The organism is Nesterenkonia sp. AN1, from assembly GCF_000582475.1.
Lineage (GTDB): Bacteria > Actinomycetota > Actinomycetes > Actinomycetales > Micrococcaceae > Nesterenkonia > Nesterenkonia aurantiaca.
Map to the genome: position 1 here is coordinate 212,723 of NZ_JEMO01000006.1, position 20,167 is coordinate 232,889.

7 protein-coding genes and 2 pseudogenes are annotated in these 20,167 nt (G+C 68.9%); 6 read left to right on the plus strand and 3 right to left on the minus strand.

The window, feature by feature from the left end; genetic code table 11:
* Positions 1-12 precede the first annotated feature (12 nt).
* From BG28_RS04870 to BG28_RS14245, 5 genes are all read left to right on the plus strand, one after another.
* Positions 13-10,674 (plus strand): non-ribosomal peptide synthetase, encoded by a 10,662-nt coding sequence (locus BG28_RS04870; RefSeq protein ID WP_051500999.1) that lies wholly within the window; start codon positions 13-15, stop codon positions 10,672-10,674.
* Between the two features lie 106 nt (positions 10,675-10,780).
* Complete coding sequence (locus BG28_RS04875; RefSeq protein ID WP_036474565.1) at positions 10,781-10,990, plus strand: MbtH family protein; 210 nt, start codon at positions 10,781-10,783, stop codon at positions 10,988-10,990.
* The gene (locus BG28_RS04880; RefSeq protein ID WP_051501000.1) at positions 10,987-12,003 is read left to right on the plus strand and encodes an ABC transporter ATP-binding protein; all 1,017 of its coding nucleotides are present in this window, start codon (positions 10,987-10,989) and stop codon (positions 12,001-12,003) included. Before BG28_RS04875 ends, BG28_RS04880 begins: the two co-directional genes overlap by 4 nt.
* On the plus strand, positions 12,000-12,797 hold the full coding sequence (locus tag BG28_RS04885; protein ID WP_036474566.1) for an ABC transporter permease: 798 nt from the start codon (positions 12,000-12,002) through the stop codon (positions 12,795-12,797). Before BG28_RS04880 ends, BG28_RS04885 begins: the two co-directional genes overlap by 4 nt.
* Positions 12,794-13,552 carry a 4'-phosphopantetheinyl transferase superfamily protein gene (locus BG28_RS14245; RefSeq protein ID WP_051501001.1) on the plus strand — a complete coding sequence of 253 codons (759 nt, stop codon included), beginning with the start codon at positions 12,794-12,796 and terminating at the stop codon, positions 13,550-13,552. The genes BG28_RS04885 and BG28_RS14245 overlap by 4 nt, the downstream gene beginning before the upstream one ends.
* A 26-nt stretch (positions 13,553-13,578) precedes the next feature.
* On the opposite strand, the pseudogene BG28_RS04895 reads toward BG28_RS14245, so the two are convergent.
* The 3 genes and pseudogenes from BG28_RS04895 to BG28_RS04905 form a co-directional block, all read right to left on the minus strand.
* Positions 13,579-17,024 (minus strand): annotated as a pseudogene (locus BG28_RS04895) (pyruvate carboxylase).
* A 565-nt stretch (positions 17,025-17,589) separates the two neighbouring features.
* A complete protein-coding gene (locus BG28_RS16135; protein ID WP_235180983.1) occupies positions 17,590-17,982 on the minus strand; it encodes a DUF1538 family protein in 393 nt (130 codons plus the stop codon).
* Positions 17,983-18,046: 64 nt separating this feature from the next.
* Positions 18,047-19,093 (minus strand): annotated as a pseudogene (locus tag BG28_RS04905) (DUF1538 domain-containing protein); the annotation flags it as partial.
* A 276-nt stretch (positions 19,094-19,369) separates the two neighbouring features.
* Between BG28_RS04905 and BG28_RS04915 the strand changes: the two are divergent.
* The gene (locus BG28_RS04915; protein ID WP_036474569.1) at positions 19,370-20,158 is read left to right on the plus strand and encodes a PTS sugar transporter subunit IIA; all 789 of its coding nucleotides are present in this window, start codon (positions 19,370-19,372) and stop codon (positions 20,156-20,158) included.
* The last annotated feature ends 9 nt before the right edge of the window (positions 20,159-20,167 follow it).

Below are 20,167 nucleotides of genomic sequence, written 5' to 3' on the forward strand. Positions count from 1 at the left end.
GGAGCATCACCCATGGTCGACCCCGCGCTGCCGAAATCGGATTCCTCGCCTGCTTCACCTCTCGAGCTGACGCCGGCGCAGCGCGGCATCTGGTACGCCCAGCAGCTCGACCAGGAGAACGCGACGTATCAGATCGGCCAGTACCTCGAGCTGGACGGGGTTGTGGATATCAAGGTGATGAGCCTGGCCTGGACGAAGGTGATTCGGGACATCGATTCACTCTCCATGCGCTTCTCAGAGGACGCGAAGGGGCCCTACGCCACGCTCGAGAAGCCCGCCCCTGAAGCGGACCTGCTCACGGTCGTGGACCTCTCCGGAATCTCGGACCCCGAGCAGGCCCGGGCAGAGGCACGTCGACGCATCGACCAGGAGATGGAGACGGCACGGACGCTCGACTCCCCCGATCTCTGCGCCGCGGTGCTCTTCAGGCTTCCCGAGAGCCGCAGCTGGCTGTTCCAGCGAGTCCACCACATCATGCTCGACGGCTACTCCGCGGTGATCGCGCTGCACTACCTCGCGCGCGTCTACTCCGCGCTCACCGCCCGGATCCCGCAGGGCCTGGTGCGCGGGCCCGTGGCGAAGGTGCTCGCGAAGGTCGCGGCCCGGAAGGACTCCCCCTTCCCCAGTCACCAGGACCTGCTCACCGACCTGCACGACTACACCAGGTCCGATCAGCACACCGAGGACCAGGCGTTCTGGCAGGCCCAGATGCAGCGGGAATCCTCGGTCGAGGGCCTGGAAGGCACCCCCAGCGGCCCAGCCCGCCAGGTTGTCCGGGTGACCCTTCCCCTGGACCCGTCGCAGTCGGATCTGCTCCGCGGACTCGGCCGGGATGTTCCGAAGACCCTCGTGGGCATCATCAGCATGTATCTCGCCCGAGTCACCGGCCAGGACCAGGTCTCGGTGGGACTGCCCGTGACCGCTCGCCGCGGACGGGTGGCAAAGTCGACGCCGTCGATGCTCTCCAACATCCTCCCGCTGCAGATGGAGATCACCCCGGATGCCGAGATCGCCGAGGTCATCGGATCCGCCGGTGACACCGTCCGCTCCGCGGTGCGACACCAGCGCTTCCGGGTCGAGACGCTGCCCGGCGCCTCGGGCATGGCGGGGCCATCGGTGAACCTGCTGCCCGTGGTCGCGGACCTGAAGTTCGGCAGCACCACGGGCAAGGTGCATATCCTCTCCACCGGGCCGGTGCACGATCTCTCCTTCGTGATCTCCGGGATCGACAGCCAAGCCGCCACCCCGACCCTCCAGCTGGAGGGTGACGCGGCGCTGCACTCCGTTCAGACCCTGCACGAGCACGGTGAGCGCCTGCGTTCGCTGATCACCTCGGCGCTGACCGCGGAGCCGGGCACCACCGTCGGGCAGCTCCCGCTCACCGCGGGCCAGGAGACGGCCACCCTGCTGAACCACGGCCAGGGCCCGGATCGCTCGATCACCGCGGAGACCGCGCTGCAGGCCTTCGCCGCCGCGGCCGCAGCACACCCCGAGGCGCTCGCCGTCGTCGCCGACGACGGCTCGCTGGACTTCCGAGCGCTCCACGCGGATTCCACACGTCTCGCCCACCACCTGCGTCACCGGGGAGCCGGACCGGGACAGCTGGTGGCCGTGCGGATCGAGCGCAGCGTCAACCTCCCGCTGCTGGTGCTCGCCGTGCTCAAGTCGGGGGCCGCCTACGTGCCGCTGGACCCGGAGTACCCGATCGACCGGGTCAAGGGAATGATCATCGATTCTGCCCCTGCGCTGCTGCTCACCAGCCGCGCCCAGGCGGAGTCGGATAGATCGGCCGGCGCCGACTGGGAGGTGCCCACCATGGCGGTGGACGCCGATACCGAACAGTCCTGGCGCCGGGCGACGGAGGACCCCAGCACGCTTCCGCTGGTGTCCCAGCATGATCTCGCCTACGTGGTGTTCACCTCGGGCAGCACCGGCCGCCCCAAGGGAGTGGGTGTGGAGCGGCTCGCGCTGCGCAACCTGTTCCAGGAGCACCGGGATGAGCTCTTCGACCCCACCGAGCAGCGTCTCGGTCGGCGGGCCCGGGTCGCCCATACGGCCGGCCTGTCCTTCGACGCGGCATGGGATCCGTTGCTGTGGCTCTTCGCCGGCCACGAGCTGCACATGGTCGGCGACGAGGACCGCCGTGACCCTCAGCGCTTGGCGCAGCTGCTCAGCGAGCGCGAGATCGACTCCATCGAGACCACGCCCTCCTTCGCCGAGGCGCTGCTGGGCACCGGACTCTTCGACGGCAGCGGCACCTTCTCCGCAGGGCGTCACCCGAGTGTGATCGCCGTCGGCGGTGAAGAAGTGGGCCCCGACCTGTGGGACCGTCTGGCCGCGCTGGACGGAGTCCTCGCCGTGAACCTCTACGGACCCACCGAGACCACGGTGGACAGCCTGGTAGCTCCGATCACCGCAGACGCCCAGCCGCACATCGGTGGATCTGTGCGCAACAGTCGCCATTACATCCTGGACAGCGCGCTCCAGCCCGTCCCGCACCGCGCCGTGGGAGAGCTCTACCTCGCGGGCGCGAACGTGGCCCGCGGCTATGTGGGACAGCCTGGGATGAGCTCCGCCCGCTTCGTCGCGGATCCCTTCGCCGCCGATGGATCCCGGATGTACCGCACCGGGGACGTGGTCCGGCGTCGCAGCGATGGTTCGCTGCGCTTCCTGGGCCGGATGGACGATCAGGTGAAGATCCGCGGCTACCGGGTCGAGCTCAGCGAGATCGAAGCCGCCCTGCGGAGCCAGCCGGGGGTCGCCCAGGCGGCGGCACTGATCCACGGGCAGGGGCCAGCCGCCCGACTCGCAGGATACGTCGCCGGCGACGCCGCTCCGGACGGTCACGCCCTGCGGGATCAGCTTCGAGCGACGCTGCCTGACTATATGGTGCCCAGCGTCATCATGGTCCTGGACGGCTTCCCGCTGACCCCGAACGGAAAACTCGATCGCAAGGCGCTGCCCAGCCCGCAGGCCACGGCCGCCGCGAGTTCACAGCGTCCCCGCACCGCCATGCAGCGGCGCGTGGCAGAGGCGTTCGCAGAGGTGCTGCAGCTCGAGGTCGAAGGCATCGGAATGGACGAGGACTTCTTCGCCGCGGGGGGCCACTCTCTGCTGGCCACCCAGCTGGCCTCGGTGCTGTCCACCCCGGCCGAGTCTCACGTCACGGTAAGGGATGTGTTCGAGCGTCCCACCGTGGCCGGCCTCGCCGAACGGCTCCAGCAGGGCGAATCGGCGGGCGGGCCCGCCCCGCTGCACCGGATGGCACACCCCGAGACGCTGCCGGTCTCCCTGACCCAGCGCCGGCTCTGGTTCCTCAACCAGCTGGAACCCGCCTCCGCCGCCTACAACATCCCGGTAGTCCTGCGTCTGAAGGGCCTGGTCGACACCGAAGCCCTGCGTGACGCGTTCTACGACGTCGCCGCCAAGCATGAGCCGCTGCGCACGGTGTTTCCGCTGCGCGACGGGGAACCGGTGCAGGACGTGCTCGACGGTGAGGCTGCACGGCCCAGTTTTCTCGCGGTCTCGGTCCCGGCGGAGCGCGTCGATCACGTGGTGGCCCAGGAAGCCCGGCGCCCGTTCGACATCACGTTGGAAACCCCGCTGCGCGGCCTGCTGCTGAGCACCTCCGCCACGGAGCACACCCTGGTGGCCGTGATGCATCACATCGCCTCCGACGGCTGGTCGCTGCGGCCCTTCGCCCATGACCTCTCTCGCGCCTACGCCGACCGGGCCAGGGGTGAGCGCCCCGACCTGGGTGAGCTCGCGATCGAATACAGCGACTTCAGCCTGTGGCAGCGCGAACACCTTGGTGATCCCGCAGACGCCGGCAGTGAGGCGCACCGTCAGGCGGAGTTCTGGCGACGCGAGCTCGACGGCGCCCCCGCCGAGATCGCCCTGCCCCGGGACCGAGCACGAGGCTTCGCGCCGGAGGCGAACGCCGCCGCCGGTGTCCGGCAGCTCGACGCGGCGATCGATCCTGCCCTGCACACCCGGCTGCGGCAGCTCGCCGCGGGCCACAGCGCGAGCCTGTTCATGGTGCTGCAGTCGGCTCTCGCCGTGACGCTGAAGCAGCACGGCGCCGGCGAGGACATCGTGGTGGGCACTCCGGTGGCCGGTCGCAGCGACCCTGCGCTCGATGAGCTGGTCGGGTTCTTCGTCAACACGCTCGTGCTGCGCACGCGACTGCAGCAGGACCCGGAGCTGGGCGAGGTGCTGGACCGGGTGCGGGAGTCGAACACTCGGGCCTACGCCCATCAGGAACTGCCCTTCGACGCCGTGGTCGATGCGGTGAACCCTCCCCGCACCGCCGCGATGCACCCGATCTTCCAGGTGATGCTCACCCTGCAGAACACCGAGCCGGCCAAGGTGGAGCTCGACGGCGTGGAGATCACGGTCCCCGCTCAGATGACCAGCGCCGGGGTCAAGACGGACCTGATGCTCGATGTCAGTGCACCTGAGGGTGATGCTGGACCGCTGCACCTCGCCCTGGCCTACGACGCTGCGCTGTTCTCTGCCGCGAGCGCCCAACGCGTCCTGGACACGATGCTGCGCGGACTGCACACGATGGTCGAGGCCCCGGAGACGCGCATCTCGGGCCTCACCGCCGTCGACGAGGACACCCGCGAATGGCTCGAGCGGCACAGCAGCGCGCCGGCGCTTCCGAGCACCGGCACGATTCTGGACGCGCTCGAGCAGACCTCACGGCGCCACACCGGCTCAGCTGCCCTGCAGGACTCCACCCAGGCCATGACCTTTGCGGAGCTGCTGGAGGGCGTGGAGACCATCGCGGCGAACCTGCACCGTGCTGGGGTTCGACACGGTGACCCGGTGCTGCTCGCTCTGCCGCGCAGCGTCGAGGCGGTGAGCGCCCTGCTGGGTGTCATCCGCGCCGGAGCCATCACGGTTCCGGTGGACGTGAGCTACCCGGTCGGCAGGATCGCGCAGATCGCTGCCAGTGCGGCACCCCGAGCCGTGATCCTGCTCGACAGCCCAGATTTCGCTGAGCTGGACCAGGCTCTGCTCCAGCACAACCCGGAGATCCTGCGCCTGCGGCCCGAGGAGCTCTCCCGTTTTTCCGGGGCCGAGGTGCCATCGGCGCCCGGGCCTGAGGCTGCGGCGTACCTGGTGCACACCTCGGGGACCACCGGCACCCCGAAGGGCGTGCAGGTCCCGCATTCGGCGTTGCGCAATGTCCTGGACCACCATCAGGAACGACTGATCGGCCCATGTCAGGAGAGGTGTGCGCCGGCGATGCCGAGGATGTTGCACCTGAGCGGGCTGGGCTTCGACGCGGCCTGGGACCCGATCCTCTGGCTGGTCTCGGGAACCACCCTGTTGATCCCGGATGAGCAGCAGCGAGTGGACGCGGAGATGGTCGTCGCGCTGCTCGCCGGAGCAGAGGCTCCCGCCGCCTCCGAAGATCACGAGCCGAGCGGCTTGAGCTCGGAAGGGATCGACGTGGTCGAGACCACGCCGTCCTACGCCCAGCAGCTTCTCGCCCTGGGCCTTCTGGAGTCTCTCGAGGCGCAGGATCGGAAGCTGACCCTGGCGCTCGGCGGTGAGGCCGTCTCCGCGGCGCTCTGGCGAGCCGTGGCCGAATCGCCCAGGCTCGAGGGCTGGAACCTCTATGGTCCCAGCGAGTTCACCGTGGACTCGGTGCTGACCCCCATCACGGGGCTGGAACCGCATATCGGCCGACCGATCCCCAACCTCACCGCCCGGGTGCTGGACTCCTCGCTGGCCCTGGTCCCCCCTGGGGTGGAAGGCGACCTGTACCTCTCCGGCATCTCGGAGGCACATGGGTATCGCGGACGCCCCGCGGAGACGGCATCAGCGTTCGTGGCTGACCCCTGGACCGCCGGTGGACGGATGTACCGCACCGGAGACGTGGTGCGCCGCCGGCAGGACGGCACCCTGCAGTTCCTGCGCCGGGACGATGACCAGGTGAAGATCCGGGGTCACCGGATCGAGGTGGCAGAGGTGGAGTCGGTCCTCGGAGCGCTCGAGGGCGTCGGGTCCGCCGTCGTGCGGGTCGTGACCCCCGGCGCCGCCGATACCGCGCAGCTCGCGGCCTGGCTCGTCACCTCGCGGGGCGCCGAGGACATCCGGTCAGCCGCCTCCCGGCTGTTGCCGGAGTACATGGTCCCTACCCGGATCATCGGGGTCGGTGAGATCCCGTTGACCTCCCACGGCAAGGTCGACGTCGCGGCGCTCCCGGAGCCCCAGGTCACCGGTGGAGCCAGGCAGCCCGAGACGGAACAGGAGCAGGCCGTCTGCCAGGTCATGGGCGAGGTGCTCGGAGCCTTGAACGTCGGGCTCGACGACGACTTCTTCGCGCTCGGCGGGCACTCGCTGCTCGCGGTCTCGCTGGCCGGAAGGCTCGAACAGCAGCTCGGCATCTCGATTCCGCTGCGGACGGTCTTCGAGGCCGGGACTCCCGCCAAACTGCTGCGCGCCGCGGCGCGCACGGCTGAGCCTGCCCTCGAGCCGCCGCGGGAATGCACGACCACCTCGACCTCGGCAACACCGCTGAACACCCCGTTGAAGACCTGGGTCAAGAATCATCCCCGGGGCGCCGATGCCGAACTGCCGCTGACCGCTGGTCAGTCCCGGCTGTGGTTCCTCAACCAGCTGGATCCCTCCTCTGCCGAGTACAACGTCGTGCTTCACGTCGAGCTGCGTGGAGACCTGGACGCCACCGCGATGAGCGGGGCGATCGACGATCTGGTGGCCCGGCATGAGGTGCTGCGCACCAGCTTCCCGGCACAGGGCTCGGCACCAGAGTCTGCGCCGGGCACACCGGGCACCGAGTCACGTCCGGTGCAGCTGGTGCATGAACCGAGATCGGGGGTGCTCGGCAGCCAGCCGATGGACACCTCCGCCGGGTTCGACCTGCGCAAGGAACAGCCGCTGCGCGCCGCCCTGGTGGCGATCGGTGATCACGAGGCGGGTGAGGACTCCCGGGCCTGGCGCCTGGAACTGGTCCTGCACCATATCGCCACCGACGGGGCCTCACTGGCGCCGCTGGTGCGCGATCTCGCCGCCTCCTACACCGCACGGGCCTGCGGAGGCACGGCCCTGCGCCGCCCGCTTGCGGTGCAGTTCGGTGATGTGGCCCGCCGTGAAGCAGACCTGCAGGAGCAGATCCGGAGTCGCGGCGGGGAAGACCCTGCACTGCGGCGCTGGGTTCAGCGACTGGACGCAGCACCCACCGAACTGGCGCTGCCCACGGATGGACAGCGTGCACCGAGTGCGAGCCAGCCGGCCGGCATGCTCAGCTTCACCATCCCGGCGGAACTCGCCGCAAGGCTCAACACCCTCTCCGTCGCCCAGTCCGCCAGCAGCTTCCACGGCTGGCTCGCCGGTCTCGGCGGTTACCTGCGCCGGATCGGCGCCGGTGAGGACGTTGTCATCGGGTCCCCCTCGGCGGGTCGCACCGACCCGGATGTCGAAAACCTGATCGGCTTCTTCGTGAACACGCTGCCGCTGCGCCTGGACCTCTCCGATGAATCGCTGAGCTTCGCCGCCGCGGTGCGGATGGCACGACAGCAGACGCTGACCGCCCTCGAGGATGAACACGTGCCCTTCGAGCAGATCGTGGAACAGGTCCGCCCGGAGCGCCAGCTCGGACGCCATCCGCTGTTCCAGACCATGCTCTCGGTGGAGCAGCCCACGGACCTCAGCCTGGAGCTGCCCAATGTGACGGCGACCCCGCTGGACCCCGGCACCACAGGCAGCGCCAAGGTGGACCTCTCGTTCACGCTGCGCCCTCGGCGCGGGCAGGACGCGGCGGTGGATGCGGTGCTGGAATTCAACGCCTCGCTGTTCTCCCACCGTGCTGCCGACGCCCTGGTCCAAGGGTGGATGCGGTTCCTCGAAGAGGCCGGACAGGCGCCAGAGCGGCCGCTCATGGATGCTGAGCTCGCGGGGGCCGCCACTGCGCTGACCCCCTGGCCGGCTGAGGCCGGTGCGGAGGGACGAGAACCGGCCACGGTGCTCGAAGCCTTCGCCGATGCCGTGCGCCGCCAGCCGGCCCAGCCGGCCCTGGTCGCGACAGGTGCGACCCTGTCCTTCAGCGAGCTCGACGAGCGGGCCCAAGCGATCGCGGCGGGCCTCGCCGCCCATGGCGTCGGACCGGGAGACGTGGTCGCGCTCTGCCTGCCGCGTTCGGCGGACACTGTGGCCGGGCTGCTGGGCAGCTGGCGGGCCGGCGCCGTCGTGATGCCGATCGACACCACGCTGCCGGAGGCGCGGGTGGCCGCAATGTTCGCGGCGGCGGCGCCTGCTGTGGTGCTGCACGCAGACGAGGAGGACGCCGGGGACCCCACGCGGACCTCAGCGCAGCTGGCTCGGGCTGCGGCCGAGCAGGCTGATCTGGGCCTGAAGCCGCTGCATGGAATGGGGTCGATCCTGGCAGCCTCCTCCGCACTCGGGAGCCCCACTGCTGTGCAGGGCTGTCTCCCGGCCCCGGTGAAGCTCCGGGAGCCGGCGTATCTCATCTTCACCTCAGGAACCACCGGTGTGCCCAAGGGCGTACAGGTGCCGCACCGCGCGCTGGGCCACCTGCTGGTGTCCCACCGCGCGACGCTGATGCCGCAGGCTCAGCTGCAGCCGAAGCGGCTGGCACACACCAGCGGGGTCGGCTTCGACGCCGCCATGGATCCGGTCCTCTGGCTCGTCGCGGGTCACGAGGTCCACCTGGTCGATGACACGACGCGGCGTGACCCGCAGGCTCTGGTGGCGTACTTCCAGGATCACCGCATCACCGCCTGGGAGACCACGCCGAGCTACGTCACTGCCCTCACGGCCCATGCTGACCTGGCAGAGCACCTCGACGCGGGCAGTCCCGAGGATCCCTTCGTGCTGCTGCTCGGCGGTGAACCGGTGGACCCCGATCTGTGGGACTGGCTGCGTGAGCGCAGTGCCGCCACCTCCTGGAACCTCTACGGCCCCACCGAGGTGGGAGTGGATTCCCTGATCGCGGACCTCACAGGTGACCCGCTCCCCGAACTGGGCGCTCCCACCTGCGGCTCGATCGCCTACGTGCTCGATGAGCGGCTTCGCCCGGTCTCTGACGGTTCGGTGGGCGAGCTCTGGCTGGCCGGCGCGCAGCTGGCTGACGGCTACCGCGGCAGGTCCGCGGAGACCGCCGGCCGCTTCGTCGCCGATCCGTTCTCCACCACCGGCGCTCGGATGTATCGCACCGGCGACCTCGTCGTCGTCGAAGGCGGCCGGGAAGGGATGCGTCCGCGAATCCGGTCCCTGGGACGGGCGGACAGCCAGGTGAAGATCCGCGGCTACCGCGTGGAGCCCGCCGAGGTGGAGTCTGTGCTGCGCGAAATGTCCGAAGTCTCCCAGGCCGTGGTGCGCCCACGTGCCCTGGAGCGCGGCACCGAGCTGCTGGCCTGGGTGACCCTGGACTCCGGTCCGGATGCCGAGGCCGATGCAGCACCGACCTCAGAGCTGCAGGCCGAGCTGATGGGCCGGCTCCGAGCCGCGCTGCCGGGGTACATGGTCCCGGCGGCGATCAGCTGTCTCGAAGCGATCCCGCTGACCCCCAACGGCAAGGTCGATGACCGTGCGCTGCCGATGCCTGAGGCATCGGGGGCAGATCGCACCGGCCGAGCACCCCAGAACCCTGCGGAGCAGGCCGTGGCGACCGCCTTCTCGGATGTCCTGGGCACGGCGGAGGTGACGGCCGAGGACTCGTTCTTCGATCTGGGCGGCCACTCGTTCCTCGCCCAGCCCGTCATCTCGGCGATCAACTCCGCTCTGGGCTCGGACCTCCCGGTCCAAGCGATCTTCCAGGCTCCTACCGTGGAAGGTCTGGCCGCCCTGGTGCAGTCCGGCGAGGCCGATGTGGCCGAGAGCCTGCGCGCGGTGCTTCCGCTGCGCCGGAACGGAACAGGCAGTCCGCTCTTCGCCGTGCATCCGGGCAGCGGTCTGAGCTGGTCGTTCTCCTCGCTGGTGACGCACCTGGACACCCGGCGGCCCATCCTTGGTCTGCAGATGCCAGGCATCGCCGCGGATGAACCGACCCCCGCCGAGCCGGCCACGATGCACGAGCTGATCAGCCAGTATCTGGAGGTTATCCTCAGCGAACAGCCCGAGGGCCCGTTCCATCTGGTGGGCTGGTCCTTCGGCGGTCGGCTGGCCCATGCCATCGCGGCGGCGCTGCAGGAGCGCGGGCACGAGGTGGGCACGCTCGCGGTGCTCGATGCCTACCCCGCTGCGGAATCTACGGCGGGGATCACCGATGACCAGAGTCTCTGGCGCGCGTTCCTCAGCGCCCAAGGCGTGCAGGCCCCGGCCGATGATCGGCTCTCCGCGGGTCGCGCCCGGGCGCTGCTGGGTGAGGCCGGGAGTCCGCTGGCCTCGGTGCCTGAGGAGACGATGCGGCGTAGCGCCACACGCTTCCGCACCATCGGGGGTCTCTTCGATCGCAGCCCAGTGCCGGTCTACCGCGGCGACCTGCACCTGGTGGAGGCCACGGTGGATGTCCCGGCGGACCGCCCTGCGCCCAGCGCCTGGGCGCCGCATGTCGCCGGAAAGGTCATCGTCGAACGTGCGGACCTTCCGCACGCGCGCATGCTGGAGCCTGCCGGAGTCCGCGCGCTTGCCGCGGTGCTGCCTGCGCAGCTCACCGGGAGCGATGTCGCCGGCGGGTCGTGAAAAATTGCAGAAGACGACCATCTGATCACGGGCCGGTTACGAACTGCTCAGGACGCCGCAAGAACCACTGCGGCGAGCGACGAGAAACCGACCCAGGAGTGCAGCGATGACCAACCCTTTTGACCGAGATGATGTGCAGTTCCGGGTAGTCATCAACGAGCTTGGCCAGCATTCGCTCTGGCCCGAGTTCGCCGATGTCCCCAGCGGCTGGGTGGCGGTCTTCGGGGCCGCCGCCCGACAGGACTGCCTCGACTACGTCGAAGAGCACTGGCAGGACATCACCCCCGTGTTCGAGCGCGACCTGGCCGTGTCTTGATCTCACTGCAGTCGATCACCAAGAGCTTCGGCAAGTTCCAAGCCCTGGCCGGAGTGGATCTCGAGGTCCCGGCGGGCACCGTCCAAGGACTGCTCGGACCCAATGGTGCCGGCAAGACGACGACGGTGCGCGTGCTGACCACGCTGCTGGAGCCTGACGGCGGTGACGCGTACATCGCCGGGCACAGCGTGCGCACCGAGGGTGACGCCGCGCGCAGGAACCTCGGGGTCTCCGGACAGTACGCCGCCGTGGACGACAAGCTCACCGGGCTCGAGAACCTCACCCTGGTGGGTCAGCTCTATGGCATGCGCCGCAAGACCGCGAAGGCCCGGGCGCATGAGCTGCTGGAGCATTTTCGGCTCGACGGCGTGCCCAAGGGACAGCGTGCCGGCTCGTACTCCGGCGGGATGCGGCGTCGTCTCGATCTCGCCGGCGCGCTGGTCGCCCGCCCCCCGGTGGTGATCCTCGATGAGCCCACCACAGGACTCGATCCCCGCGGCCGCCGGGACACCTGGGACGCCATCTCGGCGCTCGCCGACGACGGCACCGCCGTGCTGCTGACCACCCAGTACCTCGAGGAGGCCGACGAGCTTGCGGACTCCATCGCAGTGATCGACGGCGGCCGCATCGTGGCCGAAGGCACCCCGGCGACGCTGAAGGCCCAGGCTGGCGGTGCTCGACTCGACATGAGCTTCGAACACCCCGGCACCGTTCCGGCGGCGCGAGCCGCACTGAGCTCGGTCGGCCTGGAGGTCACCGCCGATGATTCCGCCCTGCGGCTCAGCGCGACCGCTCCGGGGCGGCAGGAGAGCCTGCGGGCGGCGCTGGCCGCTCTGTGCGAGGCCGAAATCGAGGTCATCGAAGCCTCGCTGCGGCAGCCCACGCTCGACGACGTCTTCCTGCAGATCACCCAGAAGCCCGCGGGAGTCCGCTCTGAGCAGGACCTTGCTGAGGCGACGGCCGAGGACCCGGTCCCCGAGAACGCTGCCACCCGAGAGGAGGTCCGCTCATGAGTGTGATCACCGCAGTGCGCGATGGCGGAATCATCGCGCGCAGGAACTTCACGAATGTTCGACGGACCCCGGGAGCTCTGGTCACCGGTGTGGCGCAGCCGATCATCTTCGTGCTGATCATGGCCTTCGTCTTCGGCGGGGCTCTGGGCGGGGCTGACTACCGGGAGTTCCTGATCGGCGGGCTGCTCGCACAGACGCTCACGTTCAACTCCTCCTTCACCGCGGTCTACCTGGCCAAGGATCTGCACCAGGGGATCGTGGACCGATTCCGGGTGCTGCCGATGTCGCGGGTCGGCGTGGTGCTGGGCCGCACCTGGTCTGACCTGATCACCAGTGTGATCTCTACGGTGGTGCTGGTGCTCTGCGGACTGGCGATCGGGTGGCGGGCCACCACCGATCCGCTCACGATCACCCTGACCTTCCTGCTGCTGCTGCTCTACGCCTTCGCCATCGCCTGGGTGGGCGCCGTCGTCGCGCTGACCGCGCGCAGCGTGGAGGTGGCGCAGAGCCTCGGGCTGCTCTGGCTGTTCCCGGTCTGCTTCATCTCCGGTGCCTTCGTCTCAGCGGACTCGCTGCCCGGTCCGCTGCGTGGGATCGCGGAGTGGAATCCGGTCACCGCGATCGCCACCGCTGCCCGGCAGGGATTCGGCAACACCGCCCCGGCGCAGTTTGAGGTGGCCGGAGGCTGGCCGGCGGAGAACGCCGCGCTCTACGCCACGCTGTGCTGCCTGACGATCATCGCCATCTTCGCCCCGATCGCGGTGACCCAGTACCGGCGCATCAGCCGGCGATGATCTCGGTCCTGCTGACCTCCAGTGCCGAGCTCGAGGCGCAGCTTCCCTGCCTGACCGGCGGGGCGCTCGGTGACCTGGGTGAGGCCGCAGCGCTGGAGGATCATGCCGCGGCCGCGGCCAAGCACGATCCGGGGGACCAGCGGCGGGCACTCACCGCTCGGGCGGCGCTGCGGCTGACCGCCGCCGCCCACCGCGGGGACCCTCTGCAGGAGTCGGCGCGGCTGGGGCTTCGGCGCCGGTGCCAGCAGTGCGGTGGACCGCATGGGCGCCCGGAGCTTCGCGGAGTGAGTCTGAGCAGCTCAAGTTCTGCTCGTCACGTCCTGGCCGGGGCCGCGAAGCCCGAGCAGCAGGTGGGGGTGGATCTGGAAGCGATTCCAGAACGGCTGTTCCTCGGGTTCGAGGAGTACGCGCTGCACCGCGCCGAACGGGAGGCCCTGCACCGGCTGGGCCCAGGTTTGAGAACTCGATCGTTGATCGAGAGCTGGGTGCTGAAGGAGGCCGTGCTCAAGGCCGCAGGTGTCGGGCTTGTGCATCCCCCGGCGGAGCTGCTGCTCGGCGCCCCGGATGCCACGACGCGTTGGCACGGCCACGCAGGCCCGGCGAGGCTGCGCTGGGCCCCCGTCACCGAGACCACGGACGCTCGGGTCAAGGGTCTCTGGGGCTGCCTGATTCCCGCGCCGCCCGGCTACGCCGCGGCGGTCGCGGTGCGCACCCCCGAGGGGATCACCGACATCACGACCTCCTGGGGCGCGTGAGGTCGGCGACCCCTCTGGTGGGGCGGCTACTCGACGACGAGGATCAGATCTCCGCCGTCGACCTGCCGCACGCCGCTGATCACCGCGCGGGTCACGGTGCCCGCGACGTGGCTGGTGATCCCGGCCTCCATCTTCATCGCCTCGATGGTGGCCACGTTCTGCCCGGCTTCCACGGTGTCGCCCTCTTCGACGGTGAGCGAGACCGCTCCGGCGAAGGGCGCGGCGACGTGGCCAGGCTTGGAGGTGTCGGCCTTCTCCGCCAATGCCACGGTCGCCTCCACCGAGTCATCACGAGCGCCCACCTGGCGAGCCTGACCGTTGAGCGTGCACATCACGGTCCGCACACCCTTGGGGTCAGGGTCTGAGACGGTCTGCAGCGTGACCAGCAGCCGCACGCCCTTGCCCAGAGAGATGACGTGTTCGTACCCGGTGCGCATCCCGTAGAGGAAGTCCCGGGTATGCAGCACCTGAACGTCGCCGTACTTCTCCCGGGCCGCCTCGAAGTCCTTGGTGGGACCCGGGAAGAGCAGCCGGTTCAGCGTGCGGCGCCGCTCGGCGGCGTCGGCTGATCGCAGGGCTTTGGAGTCTTCTTCGCTGAGCTCCTGGTCCAGGGGCTTGATCGTGCGGCCTTCCAGCGCCTTGGAGCGGAACGGCTCGGGCCAACCGCCTGGCGGGTCCCCGAGCTGACCGGCGAGGAACTGGATCACCGAATCGGGCAGGTCGAAGCTCTGCGGATTGGCCTCGAACTCCTGCGGGTCCACGTCCATGCCGACCAGCTGCAGCGCGAGGTCCCCGACCACCTTGGAGGAGGGGGTGACCTTCACCAGCCGACCCAGCATGGTGTCGGCCGCGTGGTACATGTCCTCGATGTTCTCGAACCGCTCCCCCAGGCCCAGCGCGATGGCCTGCTGGCGCAGGTTCGAGAGCTGACCACCCGGGATCTCATGCCGGTAGACCCGGCCGGTGGGGCTGGTCAGCCCGGATTCAAAGGGTCGGTAGATCGAGCGCACGGCCTCCCAGTAGGGCTCCATGGAGGCCACGGCCGCCAACCCCAGGCCGGTGTCCCGTTCGGTGTGCTCCAGTGCCGCGACCAGGGCGGAGGCCGGCGGCTGGGAGGTGGTCGCGGCCATCGAGGCCACGGCGACGTCCACGGCGTCGACCCCGGCTTCGGCGGCGGCCAGCAGGGTCCCCAGCTGGCCCCCGGCGGTGTCGTGGGTGTGCAGGTGCACCGGCAGGTCGAAGCGTTCCCGCAGCGCCGTGACCAGCGTCTTCGCCGCCGAGGGACGCAGGAGTCCGGCCATGTCCTTGATCGCGAGGATGTGCGCGCCGGCGTCGACCATCTGCTCGGCCAGACCGAGGTAGTAGTCCAGGGTGTAGAGGTCCTCGTCCGGGTCCGAGAGGTTCCCGGTGTAACAGATGGCAGCCTCGGCCACGGCGGTGCCGGTCTTGCGGACCGCCTCGATGGCCGGGACGATCTGGTTCACGTCATTGAGCGCGTCGAAGATCCGGAAGATGTCCACCCCCGTGGCGGCGGCCTCAGCCACGAAGGCGTCGGTGACCTCCAAAGGGTAGGGGGTGTAGCCCACGGTGTTGCGCCCGCGCAGCAGCATCTGGATCGGAATGTTCGGCAGCTCCGCGCGCAGCAGGCGCAGCCGGTCCCAGGGGTCCTCGGTGAGGAAGCGCAGCGCGACGTCGTAGGTGGCCCCGCCCCAGGCCTCCACTGAGAACAGCCCCGGAGTCACATGGGCCACGGCGGGCGCGGCGGCCAGCAGGTCGCGGGTGCGCACCCGGGTGGCGAGCAGCGACTGGTGGGCGTCGCGGAAGGTGGTGTCGGTGACCGCCAGCGCTGTCTGTGCCCGGAGCTTCTTGGCGAAGCCTTCGGGGCCCTCTTTGATGAGCACCTGGCGCCAGCCTCGGGCTTCGGGTGGTCCGAGGGGCCGTCGAAGGGGCTGCGGTCGGGCTCGTCGCGCTTGTCCCCGGGGAAGTGCGGGAGCTTGTCGCGCGGGTCGATGCCCTCCACGCGGGGACCGTGCGGCTGGTTCACCGTGATGTCAGCCAGGTACTGCAGCGCCTTCGAGCCTCGGTCCTGGGAGCGGTTGATCTTGGCCAGCTCCGGGTGGGCGTCGATGAAGTCGGTGGCCACGTCTCCGGCGAGGAATTCCTTGGAGTCCAGCACGTTGAGCAGGAACGGGATGTTGGTGGCGACCCCGCGGATCCGAAACTCCGAGAGCGCGCGGCGGGCACGGGCGATGGCGGTCTGGTGGTTGCGACCACGGGCGGTGAGCTTGACCAGCATCGAGTCGAAGTGCGGGCTGATCTCGGCTCCGGCGTAGACCGTGCCGCCGTCGAGCCGGATGCCCGAGCCGCCGGCGGAGCGGTAGACGGTGACGGTGCCGATGTCGGGGCGGAACTCGTTGGCCGGATCCTCGGTGGTGATCCGGCACTGCATGGCGGAACCCCGGACCCGGAGGTCTTCCTGCCTGATGTCGAGGTCCTCGAGGGTCTCGCCTGCAGCGATGCGCATCTGCGCGGAGACCAGGTCGATGTCGGTGATCTCTTCGGTGACCGTATGCTCCACCTGAATGCGCGGGTTCATCTCGATGAACACGTGCTGGCCAGCACGCTCACCGACAGTGTCCACCAGGAACTCCACGGTGCCGGCGTTGCGGTAGTTCATGGCCTTGGCGAAGGCCACGGCGTCGCGGTGCAGCGCCTGGCGGATGTCCTCGTCCAGATGCGGGGCCGGTGCAATCTCCACGACCTTCTGGTAGCGCCGCTGCAGCGAGCAGTCACGCTCGAAGAGGTGGACCACGTTGCCCTCGCCGTCGGCGAGGATCTGGACCTCGATGTGCCGGGGGCGCAGCACGGCCTGTTCCAGGAACACCGTGGGGTTGCCGAAGGCGGTCTCGGCCTCGTGCATGGCCGAGCGCAGGGATTCGGCGAGGTCTTCGCGCTTGTCCACCCGGCGCATCCCGCGACCGCCGCCGCCGGCGACGGCCTTGACGAAGATCGGGAAGCCTATCTCCTCGGCGGCGCGAGTCAGCTCCTCGGTGTCCTTGGAGGGCTCGGAGCTCTGCAGGACGGGAACGCCGGCCTTCTTGGCGGCGCGCAGGGCCTTGACCTTGTCACCGGTGGATTCCAGGACATCAGCGGGCGGGCCGATGAAGGTGATCCCGGCCGCCTCGGCGGCGCGGGCCAGATCGGGGTTCTCGGAGAGGAATCCGTAGCCGGGGTAGATGGCGTCGACGCCGGCGTCCTTGGCGACGCGGATGATCTCCTCGATGTTCAGGTAGGCGCGGACCGCGTGGCCCTCCTCGCCGATCCGGTAGGCCTCGTCAGCCTTCTGGCGGTGGAAGGAGTTGCGGTCCTCATGGGGGTACACGGCGACGGTGCGCGCCCCGAGTTCGACGCCGGCGCGGAACGCCCGGATGGCGATCTCCCCGCGGTTGGCGACCAGGATCTTCGAGAACATAGGTGCAATCTCCCTCAACTCATGGCGCCGCCACCTCATTGTGGCGGCGTTGGAGCGATCCTACCGGGTGGTGGGTCTGGGTAGGAGGGGGACGGTGACCCACGGATGCCAGACTCGAAGCCCCAAGCCCCTCTCCGAGGAACCTTGCCTCGCCCACCTCGGCCCGGTGTGGAAACCCTGAAGCGACCGAGCGCACCGGTCGGCAGGCCCGGAATCTGACATGGAACGGCTGCTTGGGTGCATCCGGCTCACGGCCCGTGGTCGGACACAGGCATCGAGACCTGGTCCACCGGGACCGAGAAGCAGATGCCGTGGGACTCGCCGCGCTTGAACAGGACCTCGTGCAGGGAGTCTGTGATGGGTTGGACCTTTTCCTCGGGCACGACCATCATGAGCACCGACTGCGCGCCCGTGAAGCGGACCCCGAAGAACGTCTTATGTGGATGAGCCCCCACACCGCGCGCCGAGAGCGCCGTGACCCCGGTGGCTCCAGCGTCCTCGACCAGCGAGATCGCCCTCTCCTCCTGATCGTCGGGGATCACGACAAAGACGACTCTGTGCGACATCATGTCTCCTTGGGGGACGTCGATGAGGGTTCTCGAGCTCGCGCCGTGGCGGCGAATCTCACGACGCAAGCATAGGCGAGGACCGCGATCACCGGACCGACCGAGGCGAACGCGATGAGCCCGAAACCGTCCATAAGCATGTCCCTGCCCGGAGTGGCAGTTGCCAGGCCGATTCCCAGGGCGGTGATCAGCGGGACGGTGATCTCGCTGGTGGTGACCCCACCGAGGTCGAAGGACAGCGGAACCAGGTCCTTGGGTGCCAGCAGAAGCAGGAACAGGGCGAGCAGGTACAGCCCGATGATGATCGCCACGAAGGATCCCCCGGTAAGGATCCGCAGCACGCCGACTCCGATCCCCACCGCTACGCCGCAGGCCACCAGGATCCTGAGCATGTTCGCGTTCAGCCGCCTTCTCCGAGATCTCCTGCGCCTCCTCGCTGATGGCCATCAGGGCAGGCTCTGCCATGGTTGTGGCGAATCCGATCAGGACACCGAAGGCGATGATGAGCAGGGTCTGGTCCGTCTCGATGAGCTGCGCCGCCATCTGGCTGCCCATCGGCAGGAGTCCGATCTCCAGCCCCACGATGAACCCATAGAGCCCGAGGATGACCATCGCGAAGCCGACCGTGACCCTGATGGGGTTGCCCAGGCGCCTGCGCAGCACCACGAACTGGAAGAACAGCACCACGGCGATCACCGGAAGCACGTCGCGAACCACGGTCATCAGTCCCACAAACAGCTCCAGCCACCAGAGCGCTTCGTCTGTTGAATCGGTGGCGGCCACTGACCCGGCATCACTGAACCGATACACCGCGATCCCGTAGAGCTGGACACTGATCATCGGGACCATGACGCACAGCGCCACCAGACCGAAGCCGTCCCCAAGGCGGCTCCGACCACGGATCGAGGCGGCCATGCCGATTCCGATGGCAGCGATGAGTGGGACCGTCACGATGTTCGTGGTCACCCCGCCCGAGTCATAGGCCAGGCTGGCGACCTCCTCCGGCGAGATCAGCGTGAGCGCGATGACCACGGAATAGCCGATGAGCAGGACCCGGTGCAGGGCCCAGCCCAGGAACACCCGCAGCGCACCGAGGACCATCACCACCCCCACGCTCAGCGCGATCACGAATCGAAGGGTCATGCTGTTGATCCGACCCTCGCTGACCAGCTCCGCCTGGTCCGCGACCGAGATCAACGCCGGCTCAGCAATGACCGCCGCGAACCCGATGAAGAAGCAGAAGGGAAGAAGCTTCCAGAACGACGCCGTCTTCACCAGCTTGTTGGTGATCGACTTCCCGACCGGGAAGACGCTGCGCTCCAGGCCCTCGAGGAAGAGCGCGATCCCCGCCGCGACGATCACCAGCCCAAGAAGGATGGAGCCGGCGCCTTCAGGGACTTGACGAAAGACCGCCGCCTGGAAGAGCACGACGACGAGCAGGATCGGCAGTAGCGCCCTGAGCGCGTGAACGAATCGCCGTCGCAGTGCGTCCAGCAGCTTCACATCTGATCCCTCCCGTGCAGCAGCTGCACCTCGACATCGAAGAGTGGGGCTGAATGGAGTCGAACCCTGATCTCGTCGATGCGAACGAGGCGCTCTACCAGCTGAGCTATCGCCCGTGACCTGCCGTTTGCCGTCAAAACCGGACCTCTGCGGTGCACCGGACCCGCGGCGTCGGCTCTTTGTAGAATAATGAGCATGTGACCTTCATCACCGAGGATACGGCCTTCAAGCCCGCACCCTGCGACCCACGAGCAGGGCTGAGTAGAACGGATCATCATGACCTCATCACTCCCTGAACTCATCCACCAGGACTCGATCGTGCTGGAGGCCGAGGCGCCCGACTGGCAGTCCGCGATCCGCCTCGCGGGTGGCCTCTTGGAGAAGTCAGGCATCGCCTCTGCCGAGTACACCCAGGCCATGATCGACAACGTCGTCGAGAACGGCCCCTATATCGTGATCGCCCCTGGCTTTGCTTTCGCGCATGCCCGCCCCTCGGAGGCCGTGCACCACACCGGCATGTCATGGGTCCGGCTGAAGGAACCGGTGGACTTCGGAAGCGGCGAGAACGACCCGGTCTCCTTGATCGTGGCCCTTGCCGCCGTAGATTCCAAAGACCACACGAATGCCCTCGCCGAGCTCAGTGGCGTCCTGGGCGATGACGACACCCGTGCCGCACTGGACGCCGCTCCTTCCCCCGCCGCCATCTCCGCCATCCTCAGCGGAGAAGGCGCACCCACCACGGTCGCAGACACCAAGAACCGGTCCTCGGGTGGGAATGAACAGCACCTGATCCTCACGGTCTGCGGCAACGGCCTCGGGACCTCGTTGTTCCTGAAAAACACCCTCGAAGGAGTTCTCGACACGTGGGGATGGGGGCGGCACCTGAACGTAGAAGCCACCGACACCATCTCCGCTCGCGGGCGGGCCTCGGAGGCGAAGGCCATTCTCACCTCCGGCGAGATCGCAAAGTCCCTGGGCGACGTCGGCATCCCGATCAAAGTCATCGAAAACTTCACAAGCAAGGACGAGCTCGACCGCGCGCTGCGTGAGCTCTACAACGTTTAAGGAGCAGAC

What these genes read in the sequence shown, in the direction of transcription:
- BG28_RS04875 (WP_036474565.1), top strand. Translation starts at nt 10,781, where the DNA reads ATGACCAACCCTTTTGACCGAGATGATGTGCAGTTCCGGGTAGTCATC.
- BG28_RS14245 (WP_051501001.1), top strand. Translation starts at nt 12,794, where the DNA reads ATGATCTCGGTCCTGCTGACCTCCAGTGCCGAGCTCGAGGCGCAGCTT.
- BG28_RS04915 (WP_036474569.1), top strand. Translation starts at nt 19,370, where the DNA reads ATGACCTCATCACTCCCTGAACTCATCCACCAGGACTCGATCGTGCTG.
- BG28_RS04885 (WP_036474566.1), top strand. Translation starts at nt 12,000, where the DNA reads ATGAGTGTGATCACCGCAGTGCGCGATGGCGGAATCATCGCGCGCAGG.
- BG28_RS16135 (WP_235180983.1), bottom strand. Translation starts at nt 17,982, where the DNA reads ATGCTCAGGATCCTGGTGGCCTGCGGCGTAGCGGTGGGGATCGGAGTC.
- BG28_RS04870 (WP_051500999.1), top strand. Translation starts at nt 13, where the DNA reads ATGGTCGACCCCGCGCTGCCGAAATCGGATTCCTCGCCTGCTTCACCT.